The organism is Pseudomonas sp. AC193 (genome assembly GCF_979258075.1).
In genome coordinates this window covers 4,763,934-4,780,947 of sequence record NZ_OZ409832.1, presented here as the reverse complement: position 1 = coordinate 4,780,947, position 17,014 = coordinate 4,763,934, and the positions used below count along the sequence as shown (strand labels likewise).

The window sequence follows — 17,014 nt, the reverse complement described above, 5'->3', positions numbered from 1 at the left end:
GCTAAATTGGCTTTTCGCCTGAACTGGCTATAGTCTGGCGCAGTTTTGCCGATAAGTAGAAGAAGAGATTTTTTAACTTCCGAATATGACCTTGAACCCGACTTAAATAAGTACTTTCTACCTATGGCTAAAATTATCGGCATCATCGTCGTATTCGCGAGCGTGCTCGGCGGATACGTGCTTTCCCACGGCAAAATTGCCGCCCTGATCCAGCCTTTCGAGGTGTTGATTATCGGTGGCGCGGCACTCGGTGCGTTCCTGCAGGCCAACCCCGGCTACATGACGATGCACGTGCTCAAGAAATCCCTGAGCATGTTCAGTTCGCGCTTCACCCACACGTTCTATCTGGAAGTGCTGGGTCTGATCTACGAGATCCTCAACAAGAGCCGCCGCGAAGGCATGATGGCCATCGAGGGCGACATCGAAGACGCCGCCGCGAGTCCGATCTTCGCCAAGTACCCGGCCGTGCTCAAAGACGAACGCATGACCGCGTTCATCTGCGATTACCTGCGCATCATGTCGTCCGGCAACATGGCTCCGCACGAGCTGGAAGGCTTGTTCGACATGGAGCTTTACAGCCTTAAAGAAGACCTCGAACATCCATCCCACGCGGTGAACGGCATCGCCGATGCCATGCCGGGTTTCGGTATCGTCGCGGCGGTACTCGGTATCGTAGTGACCATGGCCTCGCTGGGTGAAGGCGATCAGAAATCCATCGGTCTGCACGTCGGTGCGGCACTGGTCGGTACCTTCTTCGGTATTCTCGCGGCGTACGGTTTCTTCGGCCCGCTGGCGCATTCGCTGGCCCACGATGCCAAAGAAGAGCTGAACGTTTACGAAGCCATCAAAGCCTCGCTGGTGGCTTCGGCTTCCGGCATGCCGCCGTCGCTGGCGGTCGAGTTCGGCCGCAAAGTGCTGTACCCGGCGCACCGTCCAAGCTTCGCCGAGCTGGAACAAGCGGTTCGCGGTCGCTAAGTCATGGAAAATAATCAGCCGATTATCATCAAGCGCGTCAAGCGCATAGCCGGTGGGCATCACGGCGGGGCGTGGAAAATCGCCTTCGCCGACTTTGCGACGGCGATGATGGCGTTCTTCCTCGTGCTGTGGCTGCTGTCCACCGCCACACCCGAGCAGAAGATCGCCATCGCCGGTTACTTCAAAGACCCGGTCGGCTTCTCCGAAAGCGGCACGCCGTACATCATCGACTTGGGCGGCACGCCGACCCTGGCACCGGAAAATACCCTCAACCCTGAGGTGAAATCCCAGCCGCAACCAGACAAGGTCACCGTCGACACCGAACAGGTAGAAGGCATGGCCGAGCAGGTCGAGAAAGAACGTCTGGAACTGCTCCTGCAAGAACTGCAGAACAAGGTCGACGAGAACCCGCAGCTGCAGAAATTCAAGGATCAGATCCTCTTCGAGATCACCCCGAATGGTTTGCGCATCCAGATCATGGACGCCGAAAACCGGCCGATGTTTGACTCCGGTTCCGCACGTCTGAAGCCGTACTTCGAAGACATCTTGCTGGCGATGGCCGATACCATCAAAGCGGTGCCGAACAAAATCAGCATCAGCGGCCACACCGACGCCAAGCCGTACACTGGCACCGGCGATTTCGGAAACTGGGAGCTGTCGGCCAACCGCGCCAACGCTGCACGTCGTGCACTGGTGGCGGGTAGCTATCCGGATGCGCAAGTGGCGCGAGTGGTCGGTTATGCCTCGTCGGCGTTGTTCGACCGGGAAAATCCGTTCAACCCGGTCAACCGCCGCATCGACATCGTCGTCCTGACCAAAAAGGCCCAGGAAGCGATCGAGGGTGCGCAAGGTGCGGACGCAGCGAAACCAGTCGATGAAAGCCACAACGGCGCCACCCCGGCAGCGCCGGTTGATCCGAATGCTCTGCCGGCGGATCAGCAACCGGTGCCGCCGCATGAGTTGCGTGAACGGCTGAACTTGTTTGATGACGCCGCGCCGAAGCCGGCGGAACCGGGGAGTGCGGCGCCAGCGCCGGCTCCTGCGCCGAAGCAGTAAGAGACGAAAAAGCCGACAGAGATGTCGGCTTTTTTGTGGTTGTCGGTTTCATTTTGCAGATCATTTTCGTAACGCCACGAAAATGATTGGGAGGCGGTCAGTGAGATCTCAAAACCCCCGCCGAATCCTGCCCTTTAACTGATCATGAAACTGCTCAGCATTCCTCTTGTAAGTCCCCTTCATCGACTCACTCATCGAATCCAGCATCACCGAGCGCTTGTTCGTCACTTCCTCACGATAAGCATCAATAAAGAAATCCAGATCTTTATCCGTACTCAATTTCGGCCATTTATCCAGATACAGCGGCAGCTCCGCCGGCCCGGTCTTGAACGAGCAGATCCGTCGGTTGCTGATGGTCGCCTCGCCAATCTCGAACGGCACCCACCACGACGAAGCCGTCCGCTCCGAGACCACCGCCAGCAAGTGCGTGCACTCGGTGATGTTGCGGGTGATGACGCCGGTGATGTCGTCGGTGGTCTGTGATTCCGGATCGAGCACATCCAGGTAGGTCTTGATGTTCGCCTGTTTCAGGCGACTGTTGATCGCCATGGCCTGCATACGATCCATGTGGCGGTAGCTGATAAACACAGGCATCAGAAGTGTCCTTTGATTGCGAGTTCGCGGTAGTAGGCGCCGAGCGCGGTGAGGCGGCAGCCGGTGGAGTGGAGGGCGGCGTAGTACATGTGCTCGGCGTCGACCGGTTCGATCAGGCTGTGGCGATTGCACTTCTGCAGTTGCGCGAAGACCTCGCCGTGTTCCGGATTGAAGCTGGCTTCGGTCGGTTCGTAGCTGGGGTCGAGCGGGTAGGTCGATTCGGCTTCGGCAAACCATTCGGGCAATTTGCGCAGGATCTCTTTGGGGATCAGCGGCGAGACTTCGCGCAGGGAAATGAACTGCGACACATTGGTCTTGAACACCGGGCGTTGTTCCCAAGCGTCGAGCGCGTTATCGACAAAGGAATAGAGGCTGCCGGGCGTGATCTTGCCGAGAATGTTCGCCGCGCCACCGTGCAAAGCCTGCAGCAGTAAACCGGTAAACACGCCGTGTTGCGCGCCTTCCATGGCCGGTTCTTCCTTTTTGCACGCGGTCAGAATGGTCATGCCTTCGCCGACCACACTGCTCTCGCTGCGCAAGGCACGGACCTCGCCGGCGGCGCCGCTTTGGCAGCAATCGAGGATGATCACTTTGTTCTTGATGCGTGTGGCTTTGCTCGCCCAGTTGAGGATGTCGCTGATGCGGATGCCGTCCTTGGCGTTGCGATAATCCTGGGGCAGCAACATGCCTTCGTCATTGTCGGTGTCGAAGCCGCCATGCCCGGCGAAATACAGCAGGGCGACATTGCAGTCGCCGGAAAACAGCTCGCGGATCTGGTCTTCGAGCATCTCCCGGCCCAGGTAATCCTCAGCCGACGTCAGCACGACATTCTTGAAGTTGGGGTCGCCTTCGGCGTCGGTTTTCAGCACCGAGGCCATGGCCATGGCGTCATTGCTGCAACCGCTCAGGCGCGAAATATGCGTGTAGTCGTTGATGCCGATAAACAGTCCTTTGCGCATGATCAGGCCGCCGTGTGCAGGCGGATCGCGCCGACGATGCTGTTGGTGTTCCACGCGCATTCGGCGTGTGCGGCGTTACGCACCACCGTGGAAATGCGCTCGGCGCCGAAAGGTTTCACTGCGATGATCACCTTGCCCATGCGCTTGGCGATCTCGATTTCCTTGTTGATCCACTTGCTGTAGGTCGAATACATGCCGGCCATGATCAGCACCGCCGAGCACGGACGAATCTTGTTTTCGATGGCTTCTTCGAGCTGTTTGTCAGTCTGCGCGCCCATGATCGGGTTGTGCGGCGGCACCGAAAAATTCTTGTAGGTGAAGTCGGGGTGGGCACTGAGCAGGCGCACCAGATTGTCGTGGGCGTGGGAGTAGTTCCACGAGTGGCTGATGAACAAATGGTAGGTTTGCATGGGGGTTCCTCTGGGGCGCGAACGTGCGACGAGGAACTCAATGTAGGCTCATGAAGCGTGCCCACAAGGCTTGGGCGAAGAAAGAGAAATGTCCTGCAAGCAGGCGTGCAAAAGTCCTACAGAAAAGCCTGATGTTTAAAAAAGAGAGGGGAGAGTCAGGGGAAAACCGACATCCGGCAGCCCTTGGGGAAAGGGCTGCCGGAACGACTGTTTAATAGCCGTTTTCGGGCAGGCTGGCGATGATCGAGCGGTAGCTGTTCATGCGCTGTTGCTGAACGCGGCCGTCTTCCAGTGCCTTGAGCAACGCACAACCCGGTTCGCGGTCGTGCTTGCAGTCGCGGAAACGGCAAGTGCCGAGCAGGTCGTCGAACTCGATGAAACCGGCTTCAACGTCGGCGCGGCTGACGTGGCCGAGGCCGAATTCACGGATACCCGGGGAGTCGATCAGCTCACCGCCGCCGGGGAAGTGGAACAGGCGCGCGGTGGTCGTCGTGTGCGTGCCCTGACCGGACAACTCGGACAGCGGCCCGACGCGGGTTTCGACTTCAGGCAGCAAGCTGTTGACCAGCGACGACTTGCCGACACCGGACTGACCGACGAACACGCTGATGCGTCCGTCGAGCTGCTTTTGCAGCTGTTCCATGCCGTCACCGTGGTGCGCCGACACTTCCAGCACCGGATAACCCAGCGTGCGGTACACCGCCAGCAGCGCATTGAGCGCCGGTGCGTTGTGCTCGTCGATCAGGTCGAATTTGTTCAGCAGCAGCAACGGGCGGATGCCGGCGTGTTCGGCGGCGACCAGATAGCGGTCGATCAGGTTGGCATGCGGCTCGGGCAGCGGGGCGAAGACGATGACGATCATGTCGACGTTGGCCGCGACCGGCTTCAACTGGCCTCGGCTGTCCGGACGGCAGAGTTCGGTGGTACGCGGCAGTTGCGCGACGATCACACCGATGCCCTGATTGCCGGCACGCCAGACAACCGTGTCGCCGGTCACCAGCGCAGGCAGGTTGGCGCGCAAGTGGCAGCGGAAAACCTGGCCAGCCTGTTCGCCGTCAATGGCCTCGACTTCGACTTGCACGCCGAAGTGAGCGATCACCAGGCCGGTCTGTTCCGGGCCCAGGTCGCCGCCCTCCAGGGCTTCGACAGCCGAGGACTCGCGTTTGGCGGCGCGTGCGGCGCGTTCGCCCTGAATCTTTTCGATGCGCCAGTTTTGACGACGATTGAGTTGGCGTTTGGCCATGGGTGTTCCGTCTGAAGAATGCAGCGATTAGGTAAAACGGCCGCGAGTTTAGCACGCCCGGCAGCCGGCCTAGGCTAAACTGCGCAGCATTGCTCAGGAGCCGAAACATGCAAAACCCGCAGAATCTGATCTGGATCGACCTCGAAATGACCGGCCTTGACCCGGACAACGACGTCATCATCGAAATGGCCACCATCGTCACCGACAGTGACCTCAACACCTTGGCCGAAGGCCCGGTGATCGCCATCCACCACAGCGACGAAGTGCTCGCGCGCATGGACGAGTGGAACACCCGCACCCACGGCAACTCCGGCCTGACCCAGCGCGTGCGCGACAGCCGCATCAGCATGGCCGAAGCCGAAGCGGAAACCATCGCCTTCCTCGAGAAATGGGTGCCGAAGGGCAAGTCGCCGATCTGCGGCAACAGCATCTGCCAGGATCGGCGCTTCCTTTATACCCACATGAAAGGGCTGGAAAGCTACTTCCACTACCGCAACCTCGACGTCTCGACGCTCAAGGAACTGGCGGCACGCTGGGCACCGGACGTACGCGACAGCTTCAAAAAGGGCAGCACCCATTTGGCGCTGGACGATATTCGCGAATCGATCGCCGAGCTGCAGCACTACCGCAAGCACTTCATCAAGTTCTGATGCGATCCCTGTAGGAGCTGCCGCAGGCTGCGATCTTTTGATCTTGTTTTTTTAAAAGCAAAATCAAAAGATCGCAGCCTGCGGCAGCTCCTACGTTGTTTTGTGTCTCCCGAGCCCCTTCAGGTACGGCACCGAAATGGCTAGACTGCGCGCCTTCCTGACTGGATCGCCACCATGTTGCTGATGCTCTATCTGATTGCCATCACCGCTGAAGCCATGACCGGCGCGCTGTCTGCCGGCCGTCGCGGCATGGACTGGTTTGGCGTGGTGCTGATCGCCTGCGTCACGGCATTGGGCGGCGGGTCGGTGCGCGACGTACTGCTCGGACACTACCCGCTGACGTGGGTCAAACACCCGGAATACCTGGTGCTGACCTCGGTCGCAGCAATGTTCACCGTGTTCACCGCCCGCTGGATGCGCCACCTGCGCTCACTGTTTCTGGTGCTCGACGCCGTCGGTCTGGTGGCCTTCACCCTGATCGGCTGCATGACCGCACTGGAAATGGGCCACGGCATGCTGGTTGCCTCGGTCAGCGGCGTAATCACCGGCGTCTTCGGCGGCATCCTCCGCGACATCTTCTGCAACGACATCCCGCTGATCTTCCGCCGAGAACTCTACGCCAGCGTCTCGTTCGCCGCGGCGTGGTGTTACATGCTTTGCCTGTATCTGAATGTGCCAAGCGAACAGGCGATTCTGATCACGCTGTTCGGCGGCTTCCTGCTGCGCCTGCTGGCGATCCGCTTCCACTGGGAAATGCCTAAGTTCGTTTACAACGACGCGCCCTGAAATCGGGTGGGCGCTGCGGTCGAAATATTCTGTAGGGATAGTTGAATAGTTTGCGGGGTGTAAATAGGGTAAAAATGAATTAAATGGGGTATTTGAAACTTTAAATACCCCATTTAGCCATTTCTTCCCCCATTTAACAGGCATCCTGAAATGCACTCCCCGACTCCTGAGTTTCTCGGTTCCTTGCGCTATAACGGATCGCAGATCGCGACGCTGAGAGCACTGGGAGAATTCCGAGGCAAGCAACAGTTATTCATAGCTCAATCGCCTCAGGTTTTAGACGATCTGAAACAGCTTGCTGTAATTGAATCAACGGAGTCGTCCAACCGCTTGGAGGGTGTGACTGTCACGCCCGCGCGCTTGAAATCGCTGATGAGCAAAACCAGCGATCCGCAGAGTCGATCTGAACAGGAAATTGCGGGTTATCGCGATGCGTTATCACTCATCCACGAGGCGGCCGAGGACATGCCCTTTTCTGAGGGTGTCCTGAGGCAGCTACACAGTTTGCTATACCGCTATCTGCCGCAGTCGGGTGGTGACTGGAAAGCGACAAACAACGACATCATCGAACGTAACCCCGACGGAACTTCGCGCATTCGCTTTCAACCAGTGGCCGCGCATCTAACGCCTATTGCAATGGCTGAAATGCTGATGCAATACCATCTGGCAGCTCAGCAAAATCTAGCTGACCCTCTTGTCCTGATACCGCTCACCGTCCTGGATTTTCTATGCATCCATCCTTTCTCGGATGGTAATGGCCGTGTAGCTCGTTTGTTGACGTTACTACTGCTTTACCAGTTCGATTATCGAGTCGGTCGCTTCATCAGTCTTGAGCGGATATTTGAGGAATCAAAGGAAGGCTATTACGAGACGCTGGAGATCAGCTCTAAACGATGGCACGACGGCACGCACGACGTGCAACCCTGGTTGGATTATTTTTGGGGTGCATTACTTCGAGCGTACAAAGAGTTCGAAGAGCGCGTCGGGACTATCGATACGCGCCGTGGCGGAAAAAGTGATCGGGTCAGGGAGATAGCTTTGGGCAGGAATCTGCCTTTTTCTATTACAGAAATTGAGGAGTCTTGCCCCGGAGTGAGCCGAGACACAGTGCGTTCAGTTCTGCGCGCCCTGAAGGCCGAAGGGTTGATTGAGCCTACCGGTAAGGGGCGCAGCGCGAAGTGGAGAAAACCAGTCGGAATTCAGCGATGACGTTAGCAGCTGCGTTCAGCATGCTGCCTAAGCGCCCACTCCACATGCTCGCGCACCAGCTCTGACGGATAATCCCGCCGCGCCTTCAACGCTTCCAGCACTGGAATGCTCGACGGCGCATTACCGAGCCCTACTGCCAGATTGCGCAACCAGCGTTCATACCCGGCGCGGCGCAGCGGTGAGCCTTCGGTGCTGCTGAGGAATTTATCCTCGTCCCACATAAACAACTCAGCCAGTTCCGCATTGTCGAGATTGTGCCGTGGCTTGAAGTCGCTTTCCCCGGAAGGTTTGGCGAAACGGTTCCACGGGCAGACGATCTGGCAGTCGTCGCAGCCGAACACGCGGTTGCCGATCAGTGGGCGCAGGTCTTCGGGGATCGCGTTTTTCAGTTCGATGGTCAGGTACGAAATGCAGCGTCGCGCGTCCAGCACATAGGGGCCGACGAAGGCATTGGTCGGGCAGATGTCGAGACATGCGGTGCAGCGACCGCAATGTTCGGTGCTGTGCGGATCATCCACTGGCAATGGCAGATCAACGAACAACTCGCTCAAGAAAAAATAGCTGCCAGCCTTACGGTTCAGCACCAAGGTGTTTTTACCGATCCAGCCCAGTCCGGCCTGCTCGGCGATGGCTTTTTCCAGCACCGGAGCGCTGTCGACAAACGCCCGAAAACCGAACGGGCCGATCTCGGATTGAATCTTGTCGGCTAATTGCTGCACACGTTTACGGATCAATTTGTGGTAATCGCGGCCCAAGGCATAACGCGAGACGTAGGCTTTTTCCGGTTGGGCCAGGCGTTTGGCCATTTCGGTGTCGCCGGGCAGGTAGTCCATGCGCAACGAAACCACGCGCAACGTGCCCGGCACCAGTTCTTCCGGGTGCGAGCGTTTGCTGCCGTGGGCGCCCATGTAGTCCATTTCGCCGTGGTAGCCGGCCGCGAGCCAGCGCTGCAGATGCTGTTCATGCTCGGCGAGATCCAGGCCGCTGATGCCGACTTGCTGAAAGCCTAGCTCGCGGCCCCAATCCTTGATCGATTGGGCGAGGGCGGGCAGGTCTGTGGTGATGGCGGACATGAGGCGAGAGAAACCGGAGCTGAGGTGCGTATAATTCTGCCAGACATCGGAGCCCGAAGACGCATGCCGCACACGAAAGATGAATTACCCGACGCGCTGTATGGCGCCGCACAGGTGCGCGAACTCGATGCGCGGCTGATTGCCGCCGGCACGCCGGGCTTCGAATTGATGCAGCGCGCGGCGCATGCAACGTGGCGCGCGCTGGTTCGGCAATGGCCGTCGACGACCGAACTGACGGTGCTGGCCGGGCATGGCAACAATGCTGGCGACGGCTATCTGGTCGCGGCCATGGCACAGCGAGCCGGCTGGCAGGTGCGGGTGTTGGCAGTCGGCGATCCGCAGCGATTGCAGGGCGATGCCGCGCTGGCCCATGCCGAGGCGCTGGCTGAAGGCGTCGCGGTGCAAGGCTGGCAGGCTCACAGCGAACTTCGTGGCGTCATTCTTGATGCCTTGCTCGGCACCGGTTTGAGCGGTGACGTGCGCGAGCCTTACCTCTCGGCGATCAAAGCCATTAATGCCAGCGGCTTGCCGGTAACGTCCGTCGATATCCCTTCCGGATTGTGCGCTGACACCGGGCATGTGCTCGGTGCCGCCGTGCAGGCCGATCTGACGGTGACCTTTATCGGGCTGAAACTCGGTTTGTTCACCGGCGATGCGGCGGATCACATCGGCTCGTTGCTGTTTAATGATCTGCAAGCCAGCGCCGACATCTATCGTGACATTCCGGTCATCGCCCAACGGCTCAACCCGGCTAATCTTCCGAAACTGGCGGCGCGTAGGCCGACTTCGCACAAGGGCCGTTTCGGCCATGTGTTGCTGATCGGTGGCGATCACGGGTTTGGCGGGGCGATCCTGCTCAGCACCGAAAGCGCTTTGCGCAGCGGCGCCGGAATGGTTTCGCTGGCAACGCGACCGGAGCATGTCCCGGCAGCGCTGACTCGCGTACCGGAGGTGATGACGCTCGGCACATCGTCGGCCAATCAATTGATGGGCTTGCTGGAAAAAGTCTCGACACTGGTGATCGGCCCCGGACTCGGCCAGGCCAGTTGGGGCCGGGCGTTGCTGTCAGCAGCTGCCAATGCGCCGTTGCCGCAAGTCTGGGACGCCGATGCGTTGAACCTGCTGGCGAGCGGTTTGGTGAAGCTGCCCAAGGATTGCGTGATCACCCCGCATCCCGGCGAAGCGGCGCGGCTGCTCGGCATCAGTACCGCCGAAGTGCAGGCTGACCGACCGGCCGCCGCGCGGGCATTGAGCAAAAAATATGCAGCGACTGTAACTCTCAAAGGTGCCGGTACTCTGATCGCACATCCCGATGGGCGTCTGGCGCTGTGTCATCAGGGCCATCCGGCAATGGCGACCGCCGGGTTGGGCGATGTGCTGGCCGGTTTGACCGGCGCGTTGCTGGCGCAGGGTATGCAAAGTTTCGACGCCGCGTGTCTGGCCGTGTGGCTGCACGCCAACGCCGGGGCGCAACAAGGCAAATTGGGCCGTGGGCTGGCGGCCAGTGATCTGATTCCAGCCATTCGTCAGTTGTTGGAGGAGCAAGCACCGTGTCTGAAGTAACCCTGTACCTGGCCGATGAACAGGCCATGAGCGACTTTGGCGCACGGATCGCCCGCGTGACCCAGGGCCACGGCCTGATTTTTCTGGAAGGCAACCTCGGGATGGGCAAAACCACGCTGTCGCGGGGCATCATTCGTGGCCTGGGCCACGTGGGCTCGGTAAAAAGTCCGACCTTCACATTGGTCGAGCCCTACGAGATCGGTGACGTCCGCGCCTTCCACTTCGACCTGTATCGATTGGTCGATCCGGAAGAGCTGGAGTTTCTCGGCATCCGCGATTACTTCGAAGACGATGCGCTGTGCCTGATCGAGTGGCCCGATAAAGGTGCAGGCTTTTTGCCAAAGCCTGACCTGACCATTACCATTAGCCCGCAAGACAGCGGGCGTTCGCTGAAAATTTTATCCCAGGGCTCGCGTGGCGAGGCCTGGTGTGCCGCTTTGGCATTGGAATCCAATTAAATGATGGGGTTAGGTATGCGCTTTCGCGCGTTGGTGGCTGCCGTTGGACTGTTGTTGATGGCAGTAACCGTCAACGCTGTGGCCGATTCAAAGGTCAACAGCGTGCGCTTGTGGCGAGCGCCGGATAACACGCGACTGGTCTTCGACCTGAGCGGCCCGGTGCAGCACAGCGTCTTCACCCTGACCGCTCCGGATCGGCTGGTGATCGACATCAATGGCGCCACATTAGGTGCGCCGCTGAAATTGCAGACCGCGAACACCCCGATCACCGCCATGCGCTCGGCACAACGCACGCCGACCGACCTGCGCGTGGTCATCGACCTGAAAAAAGCCGTCACCCCGAAAAGCTTCTCGCTGGCGCCGAACGGGCAGTATGGCAACCGTCTGGTGGTCGACCTGTTCGACAACGCAGCCGACGCCGAACCCGCTCCAACACCTGCGCCGACCCCTTCGGTCGCGACCATACCGGCAGTGCCGGTCACCCCGACAGAACCGGCGATCAAGTTGCCGCCAGCCCCGGCCGGCAAGCGCGACATTATTGTGGTGATCGACGCCGGCCACGGTGGCGAAGACCCGGGCGCGTCCGGTTCGCGCGGGCAGCGTGAGAAAGACGTGGTGCTGCAGATCGCCCGCGAACTGCAACGTCAGGTCAACGGCATGAAAGGCTTCCGCGCCGAACTCACCCGTACGGGCGACTACTTCATCCCGTTGCGTGGCCGTACCGAAATCGCCCGCAAAAAAGGCGCCGATCTGTTCGTGTCGATCCACGCCGACGCCGCGCCTTCTGCGGCAGCCTTCGGCGCCTCGGTGTTTGCCCTGTCTGATCGCGGCGCAACCTCGGAGACTGCGCGTTGGCTGGCCGACAGCGAAAACCGTTCCGACTTGATCGGTGGTGCCGGCAACGTCAGTCTCGACGATAAAGACCGCATGCTCGCGGGCGTATTGCTCGACCTGTCGATGACCGCCTCGCTGACTTCAAGCCTCAACGTCGGCCAGAAAGTCCTGACCAACATCGGCCGCGTCACGCCGTTGCACAAACAGCGGGTGGAACAAGCCGGGTTTATGGTGTTGAAGTCGCCGGACATCCCGTCGATCCTGGTCGAAACCGGGTTTATCTCCAACGCCAACGAAGCGAACAAACTCTCGGCCTCAAGCCACCAGCAAGCGCTGGCGCGTTCGATCAGCAGCGGCGTGCGCCAGTTCTTCCAGCAGAATCCACCACCGGGCACTTACATCGCCTGGCTGCGTGATTCCGGAAAAATCGCCCAAGGCCCGCGCGATCATCGCGTCGGCCCGGGTGAAACCCTGGCAATGATCGGCGTGCGTTATCAGGTGTCGCCGGCCACATTGCGCAGTGCGAACAATCTGAAAAGTGATGAGCTGAAAGTCGGCCAGCACCTGACCATTCCTGGCACCGAACTGGCGTCCAAAGAATGAACGAAGTGCTGAACGCTGCCGCGCGCATCGAACTGCTCAGCCCACGGCTGGCGAACCAGATTGCCGCCGGTGAGGTGGTTGAACGTCCGGCCTCGGTGATCAAGGAGTTGCTGGAAAACAGCCTCGACTCCGGCGCCAAACGCATCGATGTCGATGTCGAGCAGGGCGGCGTCAAGCTGCTGCGCGTCCGTGATGACGGCAGCGGTATTTCCGCCGATGACCTGCCGCTGGCGCTGGCCCGTCACGCCACCAGCAAGATCCGCAACCTCGAAGACCTCGAGCAAGTGATGAGCCTCGGTTTCCGGGGTGAGGCATTGGCGTCGATCAGCTCCGTGGCGCGCCTTACCCTGACCTCGCGTACCCGCGATGCCGAACAGGCCTGGCAAGTTGAAACCGAAGGTCGCGACATGGCGCCGCGGGTTCAACCGGCGGCGCACCCGGTCGGCACCTCGGTGGAAGTCCGTGATCTGTTCTTCAACACCCCGGCGCGGCGCAAATTCCTCAAGACCGAAAAAACCGAATTCGATCACCTGCAAGAAGTGATCAAACGTCTGGCGCTGGCGCGTTTTGACGTGGCTTTTCATCTGCGCCACAACGGCAAAACCATCCTCAGCCTGCACGAGGCCCACGATGATGCGGCCCGCGCACGGCGTGTAGCGGCGATTTGCGGCTCGGGTTTCCTTGAGCAGGCGCTGCCGATCGAGATCGAGCGCAACGGCTTGCACCTATGGGGCTGGGTCGGTTTGCCGACCTTCAACCGTAGCCAGGCGGATTTACAGTATTTCTTTGTGAATGGCCGGGCGGTGCGCGACAAACTGGTCGCCCACGCGGTGCGTCAGGCTTATCGCGACGTGCTGTTCAACGGCCGTCACCCGACGTTTGCGCTGTTTTTCGAAGTTGATCCGGCGGCAGTCGACGTCAACGTGCACCCGACCAAACACGAAGTGCGCTTCCGTGACGGGCGCATGGTGCATGACTTCCTTTACGGCACGTTGCACCGCGCGTTGGGCGATGTGCGGCCGGAAGATCAACTGGCCGGCTCCGTCACCACTGCCGTCGTTCGCCCATCCGGCCTCGATGCCGGTGAGTTCGGCCCGCAAGGCGAAATGCGTCTGGCGGCCAATGCGCTGCTCGAGCAACCGCAGGCACAACCAGCGTTCAATACCTCGTCCGGGGCCAGCGCTGGCGGCGCTTACCAGTATCAATACACGCCGCGCCCGCAGTCGGGCATGCCGCCGGCCGCCGAGGCGCAGGCTGCGTATCGCGAGTTTTTTGCGCCGTTGCCTGAAGCCAACGCCAATGCGCTGCCGGCCGGTCAGGAAGACATTCCGCCGCTGGGTTACGCGCTGGCGCAGCTCAAAGGCATCTACATTTTGTCCGAGAACGCTCAAGGGCTGGTGCTGGTCGACATGCACGCCGCCCATGAGCGGATCATGTACGAGCGCCTGAAGATCGCCATGGCTAGCGAAGGCCTGAGCGGTCAGCCATTGCTGGTGCCAGAGTCGTTGGCAGTCAGTCAGCGCGAAGCCGATTGTGCTGAAGAGCACGCCGCATGGTTTCAACGTCTGGGCTTTGAACTGCAGCGACTGGGCCCGGAAACTCTGGCGATCCGCCAAATTCCAGCCTTGTTGAAGCAAGCCGAAGCCAACCGCTTGGTCGGCGATGTACTCTCGGACTTGATGGAGTACGGCACCAGCGACCGGATTCAGGCGCACCTGAATGAACTGCTCGGCACCATGGCCTGCCACGGTGCGATCCGCGCCAACCGGCGTTTGGCCCTGCCGGAAATGAACGGCCTGCTGCGTGATATGGAAAACACCGAGCGCAGCGGTCAATGCAACCATGGCCGACCGACCTGGGCCCAATTGGGCCTGGACGATCTGGACAAACTGTTCCTGCGCGGTCGTTGATGAGCCAGCTCCCTCCAGCGATTTTTCTGATGGGCCCGACCGCTGCGGGCAAGACTGATCTGGCCATCGAGCTGACCAAGGTGCTGCCGTGCGAGTTGATCAGTGTCGATTCGGCGCTGGTCTATCGCGGCATGGACATCGGCACTGCCAAACCTTCCAAAGAACTGCTGGCCGAACATCCGCACCGCTTGATCGACATTCTCGATCCGGCGGAGGCGTATTCGGCTGCGGATTTCCGTCGCGATGCGTTGCAAGCGATGGCGGAAATCACCGCGCGCGGAAAAATTCCGCTGCTGGTCGGCGGCACCATGCTCTATTACAAGGCGCTGGTGGAAGGGTTGGCCGAGATGCCGGCGGCTGATCCCGAGGTGCGTGCGCAGATCGAGGAAGAGGCTGCACGCCTTGGCTGGCAAGCCCTGCACGACCAATTGGCGGTCATCGACCCGGTGTCGGCAGCGCGGATTCATCCGAACGATCCGCAGCGCTTGAGTCGGGCACTGGAAGTCTATCGAGTCAGCGGTCAGAGCATGACTGCCCTGCGCGCACAACAATCTGCGCAAAGTACTGAAGCAGCCGCTTCGGGACTGCAACAATTGCCCTATACTGTCGCGAACTTGGCCATTGCCCCGGCAAACCGCCAGGTACTGCACGAGCGCATTAAACAAAGATTCACAATTATGTTGGAACAGGGATTCATCGACGAGGTCGTAGCCCTGCGTAAAAGAAGTGACCTGCATTCAGGGTTGCCGTCTATACGTGCGGTAGGCTACCGCCAAGTCTGGGATTACCTGGATGGCAAGCTGACGTTGGCCGACATGCAGGAGCGCGGCATCATCGCTACGCGCCAATTAGCCAAACGCCAGTTCACCTGGCTGCGCAGCTGGGAAGATCTACACTGGCTGGACAGTCTTGATTGCGACAATCTGCCACGCGCCTTGAAATACCTTGGGACCATCTCCATATTGAGCTGAGTCCTTGCAATTGCCGTCTATCCTTGGGGGTGTGGCGGCTAAAGCCATCTGAATTACCTATTTTTTATTATTGAATCCTTAAAGGAGTGCGGCACATGTCAAAAGGGCATTCGCTACAAGACCCTTACTTGAATACTTTACGTAAAGAGAAAGTTGGGGTTTCCATCTACCTGGTCAACGGTATCAAACTGCAAGGCACGATCGAGTCGTTCGACCAGTTCGTGATCCTGCTGAAAAACACCGTGAGCCAGATGGTTTACAAACACGCTATCTCGACAGTAGTGCCGGTTCGTCCAATTCGTCTGCCTAGCGCAACCGAATCCGAAGCAGGTGACGCTGAGCCAGGTAACGCCTGATAGGAGTCTCCTTTGTTCTTTGAGCGCCACGGTGGTGGTGAACGAGTAATCCTCGTTCACTTGGATGGACAGGACCCTGAGGCGCGCGAAGATCCGCAGGAGTTTCAGGAATTGGCTAATTCGGCCGGCGCCGAGACCGTTGCGTTTTTTAACGTGCCGCGTCATCGGCCAACCGCCAAATACCTGATTGGCAGCGGCAAGGTCGAGGAATTGCGCGACCTGGTCAAAGCTGAAGAAGCCGATCTGGTGATCTTCAATCACATCCTCACGCCCAGTCAGGAACGTAACCTCGAACGTGTTTTCGAGTGTCGCGTGATCGACCGTACCGGCCTGATTCTCGATATTTTCGCCCAACGCGCCCGTACCCATGAAGGCAAGCTCCAGGTCGAACTGGCCCAGCTTGACCACATGAGCACCCGCCTGGTTCGTGGCTGGACTCACCTTGAGCGTCAAGGTGGCGGTATCGGCATGCGTGGCCCGGGTGAAACCCAACTCGAAACCGACCGCCGTTTGCTGCGGGTTCGCCTGCGCCAGATCAAGGGCCGGCTCGAGAAGGTGCGCAGCCAGCGCGAGCAATCGCGTCGCGGCCGTTCCCGCGCGGATATCCCGACCGTTTCTCTGGTGGGATATACCAACGCCGGCAAATCCACACTCTTCAACAACGTGACGAAATCCGACGTCTACGCGGCCGACCAATTGTTCGCCACGCTGGATCCGACCCTGCGCCGTCTCGACATTGACGACCTGGGGCCGATTGTTCTGGCGGACACGGTGGGCTTCATTCGTCACTTGCCGCACAAGCTGGTTGAAGCATTTCGGTCTACCCTCGAAGAGTCGAGCAACTCCGATCTGCTGTTGCACGTGATCGATGCAGCAGAACCGGATCGCATGTTGCAGATCGAGCAGGTGATGGTGGTGCTGGGCGAGATTGGTGCCCAGGACTTGCCGATCCTCGAGGTCTATAACAAACTCGATTTGCTTGAAGGCGTTGAGCCACAAATCCAGCGCGACGAAAACGGCAAGCCCCAGCGGGTGTGGCTTTCGGCGCGTGATGGCAGTGGTCTGGAATTGCTTGAACAAGCCATCGCCGAATTACTCGGCAGTGATTTGTTTGTCGGTACCCTGCGCTTGCCGCAACGATTCGCCCGGCTGCGTGCGCAGTTTTTCGAGCTCGGTGCGGTACAGAAAGAAGAACACGACGAAGAAGGCATCAGTTTGCTGGCCGTTCGTTTGCCCCGGGTCGAGCTGAATCGACTGGTAAGCCGCGAAGGATTGCAGCCGATGGAATTCATCGAGCAACACACTTTGCAATAAAAGCCTGAAGAAGCGGTTGTGCCGTGACGGCAGGCATTCTGTAGCATTGG

17 protein-coding genes are annotated in these 17,014 nt (G+C 59.5%); 12 read left to right on the top strand and 5 right to left on the bottom strand.

Features of this window, described 5'->3' with window-relative positions:
* Positions 1-123: 123 nt before the first annotated feature.
* Both motA and motB read left to right on the top strand, forming a co-directional pair.
* Entirely contained in the window at positions 124-975 is an 852-nt protein-coding gene (gene motA, locus ACZZ0D_RS21530; RefSeq protein ID WP_053116758.1) for a flagellar motor stator protein MotA, read from the top strand.
* Positions 976-978: 3 nt separating this feature from the next.
* Positions 979-2,031 (top strand): flagellar motor protein MotB, encoded by a 1,053-nt coding sequence (motB, locus tag ACZZ0D_RS21525; RefSeq protein ID WP_426618543.1) that lies wholly within the window; start codon positions 979-981, stop codon positions 2,029-2,031.
* Between the two features lie 108 nt (positions 2,032-2,139).
* On the opposite strand, the gene ACZZ0D_RS21520 is transcribed toward motB, so the two are convergent.
* The 4 genes from ACZZ0D_RS21520 to rsgA all read right to left on the bottom strand — a co-directional run bounded on the left by ACZZ0D_RS21520 (position 2,140) and on the right by rsgA (position 5,237).
* Positions 2,140-2,625, bottom strand: coding sequence for a toll/interleukin-1 receptor domain-containing protein (locus ACZZ0D_RS21520; protein ID WP_053116761.1), 486 nt, complete (start codon positions 2,623-2,625; stop codon positions 2,140-2,142).
* Positions 2,625-3,584, bottom strand: coding sequence for a caspase family protein (locus ACZZ0D_RS21515; protein WP_463554235.1), 960 nt, complete (start codon positions 3,582-3,584; stop codon positions 2,625-2,627). The genes ACZZ0D_RS21520 and ACZZ0D_RS21515 overlap by 1 nt, the downstream gene beginning before the upstream one ends.
* A gap of 2 nt (positions 3,585-3,586) precedes the next feature.
* Complete coding sequence (locus tag ACZZ0D_RS21510; protein ID WP_053116763.1) at positions 3,587-3,994, bottom strand: TIR domain-containing protein; 408 nt, start codon at positions 3,992-3,994, stop codon at positions 3,587-3,589.
* Positions 3,995-4,205: 211 nt separating this feature from the next.
* A complete protein-coding gene (gene rsgA / locus ACZZ0D_RS21505; protein WP_007915800.1) occupies positions 4,206-5,237 on the bottom strand; it encodes a small ribosomal subunit biogenesis GTPase RsgA in 1,032 nt (343 codons plus the stop codon).
* Positions 5,238-5,344: 107 nt separating this feature from the next.
* Between rsgA and orn the strand changes: the two genes are divergently transcribed.
* The 3 genes from orn to ACZZ0D_RS21490 all read left to right on the top strand — a co-directional run bounded on the left by orn (position 5,345) and on the right by ACZZ0D_RS21490 (position 7,882).
* Positions 5,345-5,887 (top strand): oligoribonuclease, encoded by a 543-nt coding sequence (gene orn, locus ACZZ0D_RS21500; RefSeq protein ID WP_122593819.1) that lies wholly within the window; start codon positions 5,345-5,347, stop codon positions 5,885-5,887.
* 174 nt (positions 5,888-6,061) lie between these two features.
* A complete protein-coding gene (locus ACZZ0D_RS21495) occupies positions 6,062-6,673 on the top strand; it encodes a trimeric intracellular cation channel family protein (RefSeq protein WP_095120635.1) in 612 nt (203 codons plus the stop codon).
* Positions 6,674-6,823: 150 nt separating this feature from the next.
* Positions 6,824-7,882 (top strand): Fic family protein, encoded by a 1,059-nt coding sequence (locus tag ACZZ0D_RS21490; RefSeq protein ID WP_463554234.1) that lies wholly within the window; start codon positions 6,824-6,826, stop codon positions 7,880-7,882.
* Between the two features lie 2 nt (positions 7,883-7,884).
* Here ACZZ0D_RS21490 and queG read toward each other — a convergent pair whose 3' ends face one another.
* Positions 7,885-8,955 carry a tRNA epoxyqueuosine(34) reductase QueG gene (gene queG, locus ACZZ0D_RS21485; protein WP_463554233.1) on the bottom strand — a complete coding sequence of 357 codons (1,071 nt, stop codon included), beginning with the start codon at positions 8,953-8,955 and terminating at the stop codon, positions 7,885-7,887.
* 63 nt (positions 8,956-9,018) lie between these two features.
* Between queG and ACZZ0D_RS21480 the strand changes: the two genes are divergently transcribed.
* The 7 genes from ACZZ0D_RS21480 to hflX all read left to right on the top strand — a co-directional run bounded on the left by ACZZ0D_RS21480 (position 9,019) and on the right by hflX (position 16,964).
* The gene (locus tag ACZZ0D_RS21480) at positions 9,019-10,518 is read left to right on the top strand and encodes an NAD(P)H-hydrate dehydratase (RefSeq protein WP_463554232.1); all 1,500 of its coding nucleotides are present in this window, start codon (positions 9,019-9,021) and stop codon (positions 10,516-10,518) included.
* Positions 10,506-10,976: a tRNA (adenosine(37)-N6)-threonylcarbamoyltransferase complex ATPase subunit type 1 TsaE gene (gene tsaE / locus ACZZ0D_RS21475; RefSeq protein ID WP_053116768.1), complete on the top strand. Its 471-nt coding sequence runs from the start codon at positions 10,506-10,508 to the stop codon at positions 10,974-10,976. The genes ACZZ0D_RS21480 and tsaE overlap by 13 nt, the downstream gene beginning before the upstream one ends.
* Positions 10,977-10,979: 3 nt before the next feature.
* On the top strand, positions 10,980-12,413 hold the full coding sequence (locus ACZZ0D_RS21470; RefSeq protein ID WP_218586048.1) for an N-acetylmuramoyl-L-alanine amidase: 1,434 nt from the start codon (positions 10,980-10,982) through the stop codon (positions 12,411-12,413).
* A gap of 8 nt (positions 12,414-12,421) precedes the next feature.
* Positions 12,422-14,323: a DNA mismatch repair endonuclease MutL gene (gene mutL / locus ACZZ0D_RS21465; protein WP_463554828.1), complete on the top strand. Its 1,902-nt coding sequence runs from the start codon at positions 12,422-12,424 to the stop codon at positions 14,321-14,323.
* Positions 14,323-15,294 (top strand): tRNA (adenosine(37)-N6)-dimethylallyltransferase MiaA, encoded by a 972-nt coding sequence (gene miaA / locus ACZZ0D_RS21460; RefSeq protein WP_053116771.1) that lies wholly within the window; start codon positions 14,323-14,325, stop codon positions 15,292-15,294. Before mutL ends, miaA begins: the two co-directional genes overlap by 1 nt.
* A gap of 95 nt (positions 15,295-15,389) precedes the next feature.
* Entirely contained in the window at positions 15,390-15,650 is a 261-nt protein-coding gene (hfq, locus tag ACZZ0D_RS21455; protein ID WP_007902656.1) for an RNA chaperone Hfq, read from the top strand.
* Positions 15,651-15,662: 12 nt separating this feature from the next.
* Positions 15,663-16,964 (top strand): ribosome rescue GTPase HflX, encoded by a 1,302-nt coding sequence (gene hflX, locus ACZZ0D_RS21450; RefSeq protein WP_053116772.1) that lies wholly within the window; start codon positions 15,663-15,665, stop codon positions 16,962-16,964.
* The last annotated feature ends 50 nt before the right edge of the window (positions 16,965-17,014 follow it).

Coding starts and splice junctions, on each gene's coding strand:
- motA (WP_053116758.1), top strand. CDS start 124: ATGGCTAAAATTATCGGCATCATCGTCGTATTCGCGAGCGTGCTCGGC.
- motB (WP_426618543.1), top strand. CDS start 979: ATGGAAAATAATCAGCCGATTATCATCAAGCGCGTCAAGCGCATAGCC.
- ACZZ0D_RS21520 (WP_053116761.1), bottom strand. CDS start 2,625: ATGCCTGTGTTTATCAGCTACCGCCACATGGATCGTATGCAGGCCATG.
- ACZZ0D_RS21515 (WP_463554235.1), bottom strand. CDS start 3,584: ATGCGCAAAGGACTGTTTATCGGCATCAACGACTACACGCATATTTCG.
- ACZZ0D_RS21510 (WP_053116763.1), bottom strand. CDS start 3,994: ATGCAAACCTACCATTTGTTCATCAGCCACTCGTGGAACTACTCCCAC.
- rsgA (WP_007915800.1), bottom strand. CDS start 5,237: ATGGCCAAACGCCAACTCAATCGTCGTCAAAACTGGCGCATCGAAAAG.
- orn (WP_122593819.1), top strand. CDS start 5,345: ATGCAAAACCCGCAGAATCTGATCTGGATCGACCTCGAAATGACCGGC.
- ACZZ0D_RS21495 (WP_095120635.1), top strand. CDS start 6,062: ATGTTGCTGATGCTCTATCTGATTGCCATCACCGCTGAAGCCATGACC.
- ACZZ0D_RS21490 (WP_463554234.1), top strand. CDS start 6,824: ATGCACTCCCCGACTCCTGAGTTTCTCGGTTCCTTGCGCTATAACGGA.
- queG (WP_463554233.1), bottom strand. CDS start 8,955: ATGTCCGCCATCACCACAGACCTGCCCGCCCTCGCCCAATCGATCAAG.
- ACZZ0D_RS21480 (WP_463554232.1), top strand. CDS start 9,019: ATGCCGCACACGAAAGATGAATTACCCGACGCGCTGTATGGCGCCGCA.
- ACZZ0D_RS21470 (WP_218586048.1), top strand. CDS start 10,980: ATGGGGTTAGGTATGCGCTTTCGCGCGTTGGTGGCTGCCGTTGGACTG.
- miaA (WP_053116771.1), top strand. CDS start 14,323: ATGAGCCAGCTCCCTCCAGCGATTTTTCTGATGGGCCCGACCGCTGCG.
- hfq (WP_007902656.1), top strand. CDS start 15,390: ATGTCAAAAGGGCATTCGCTACAAGACCCTTACTTGAATACTTTACGT.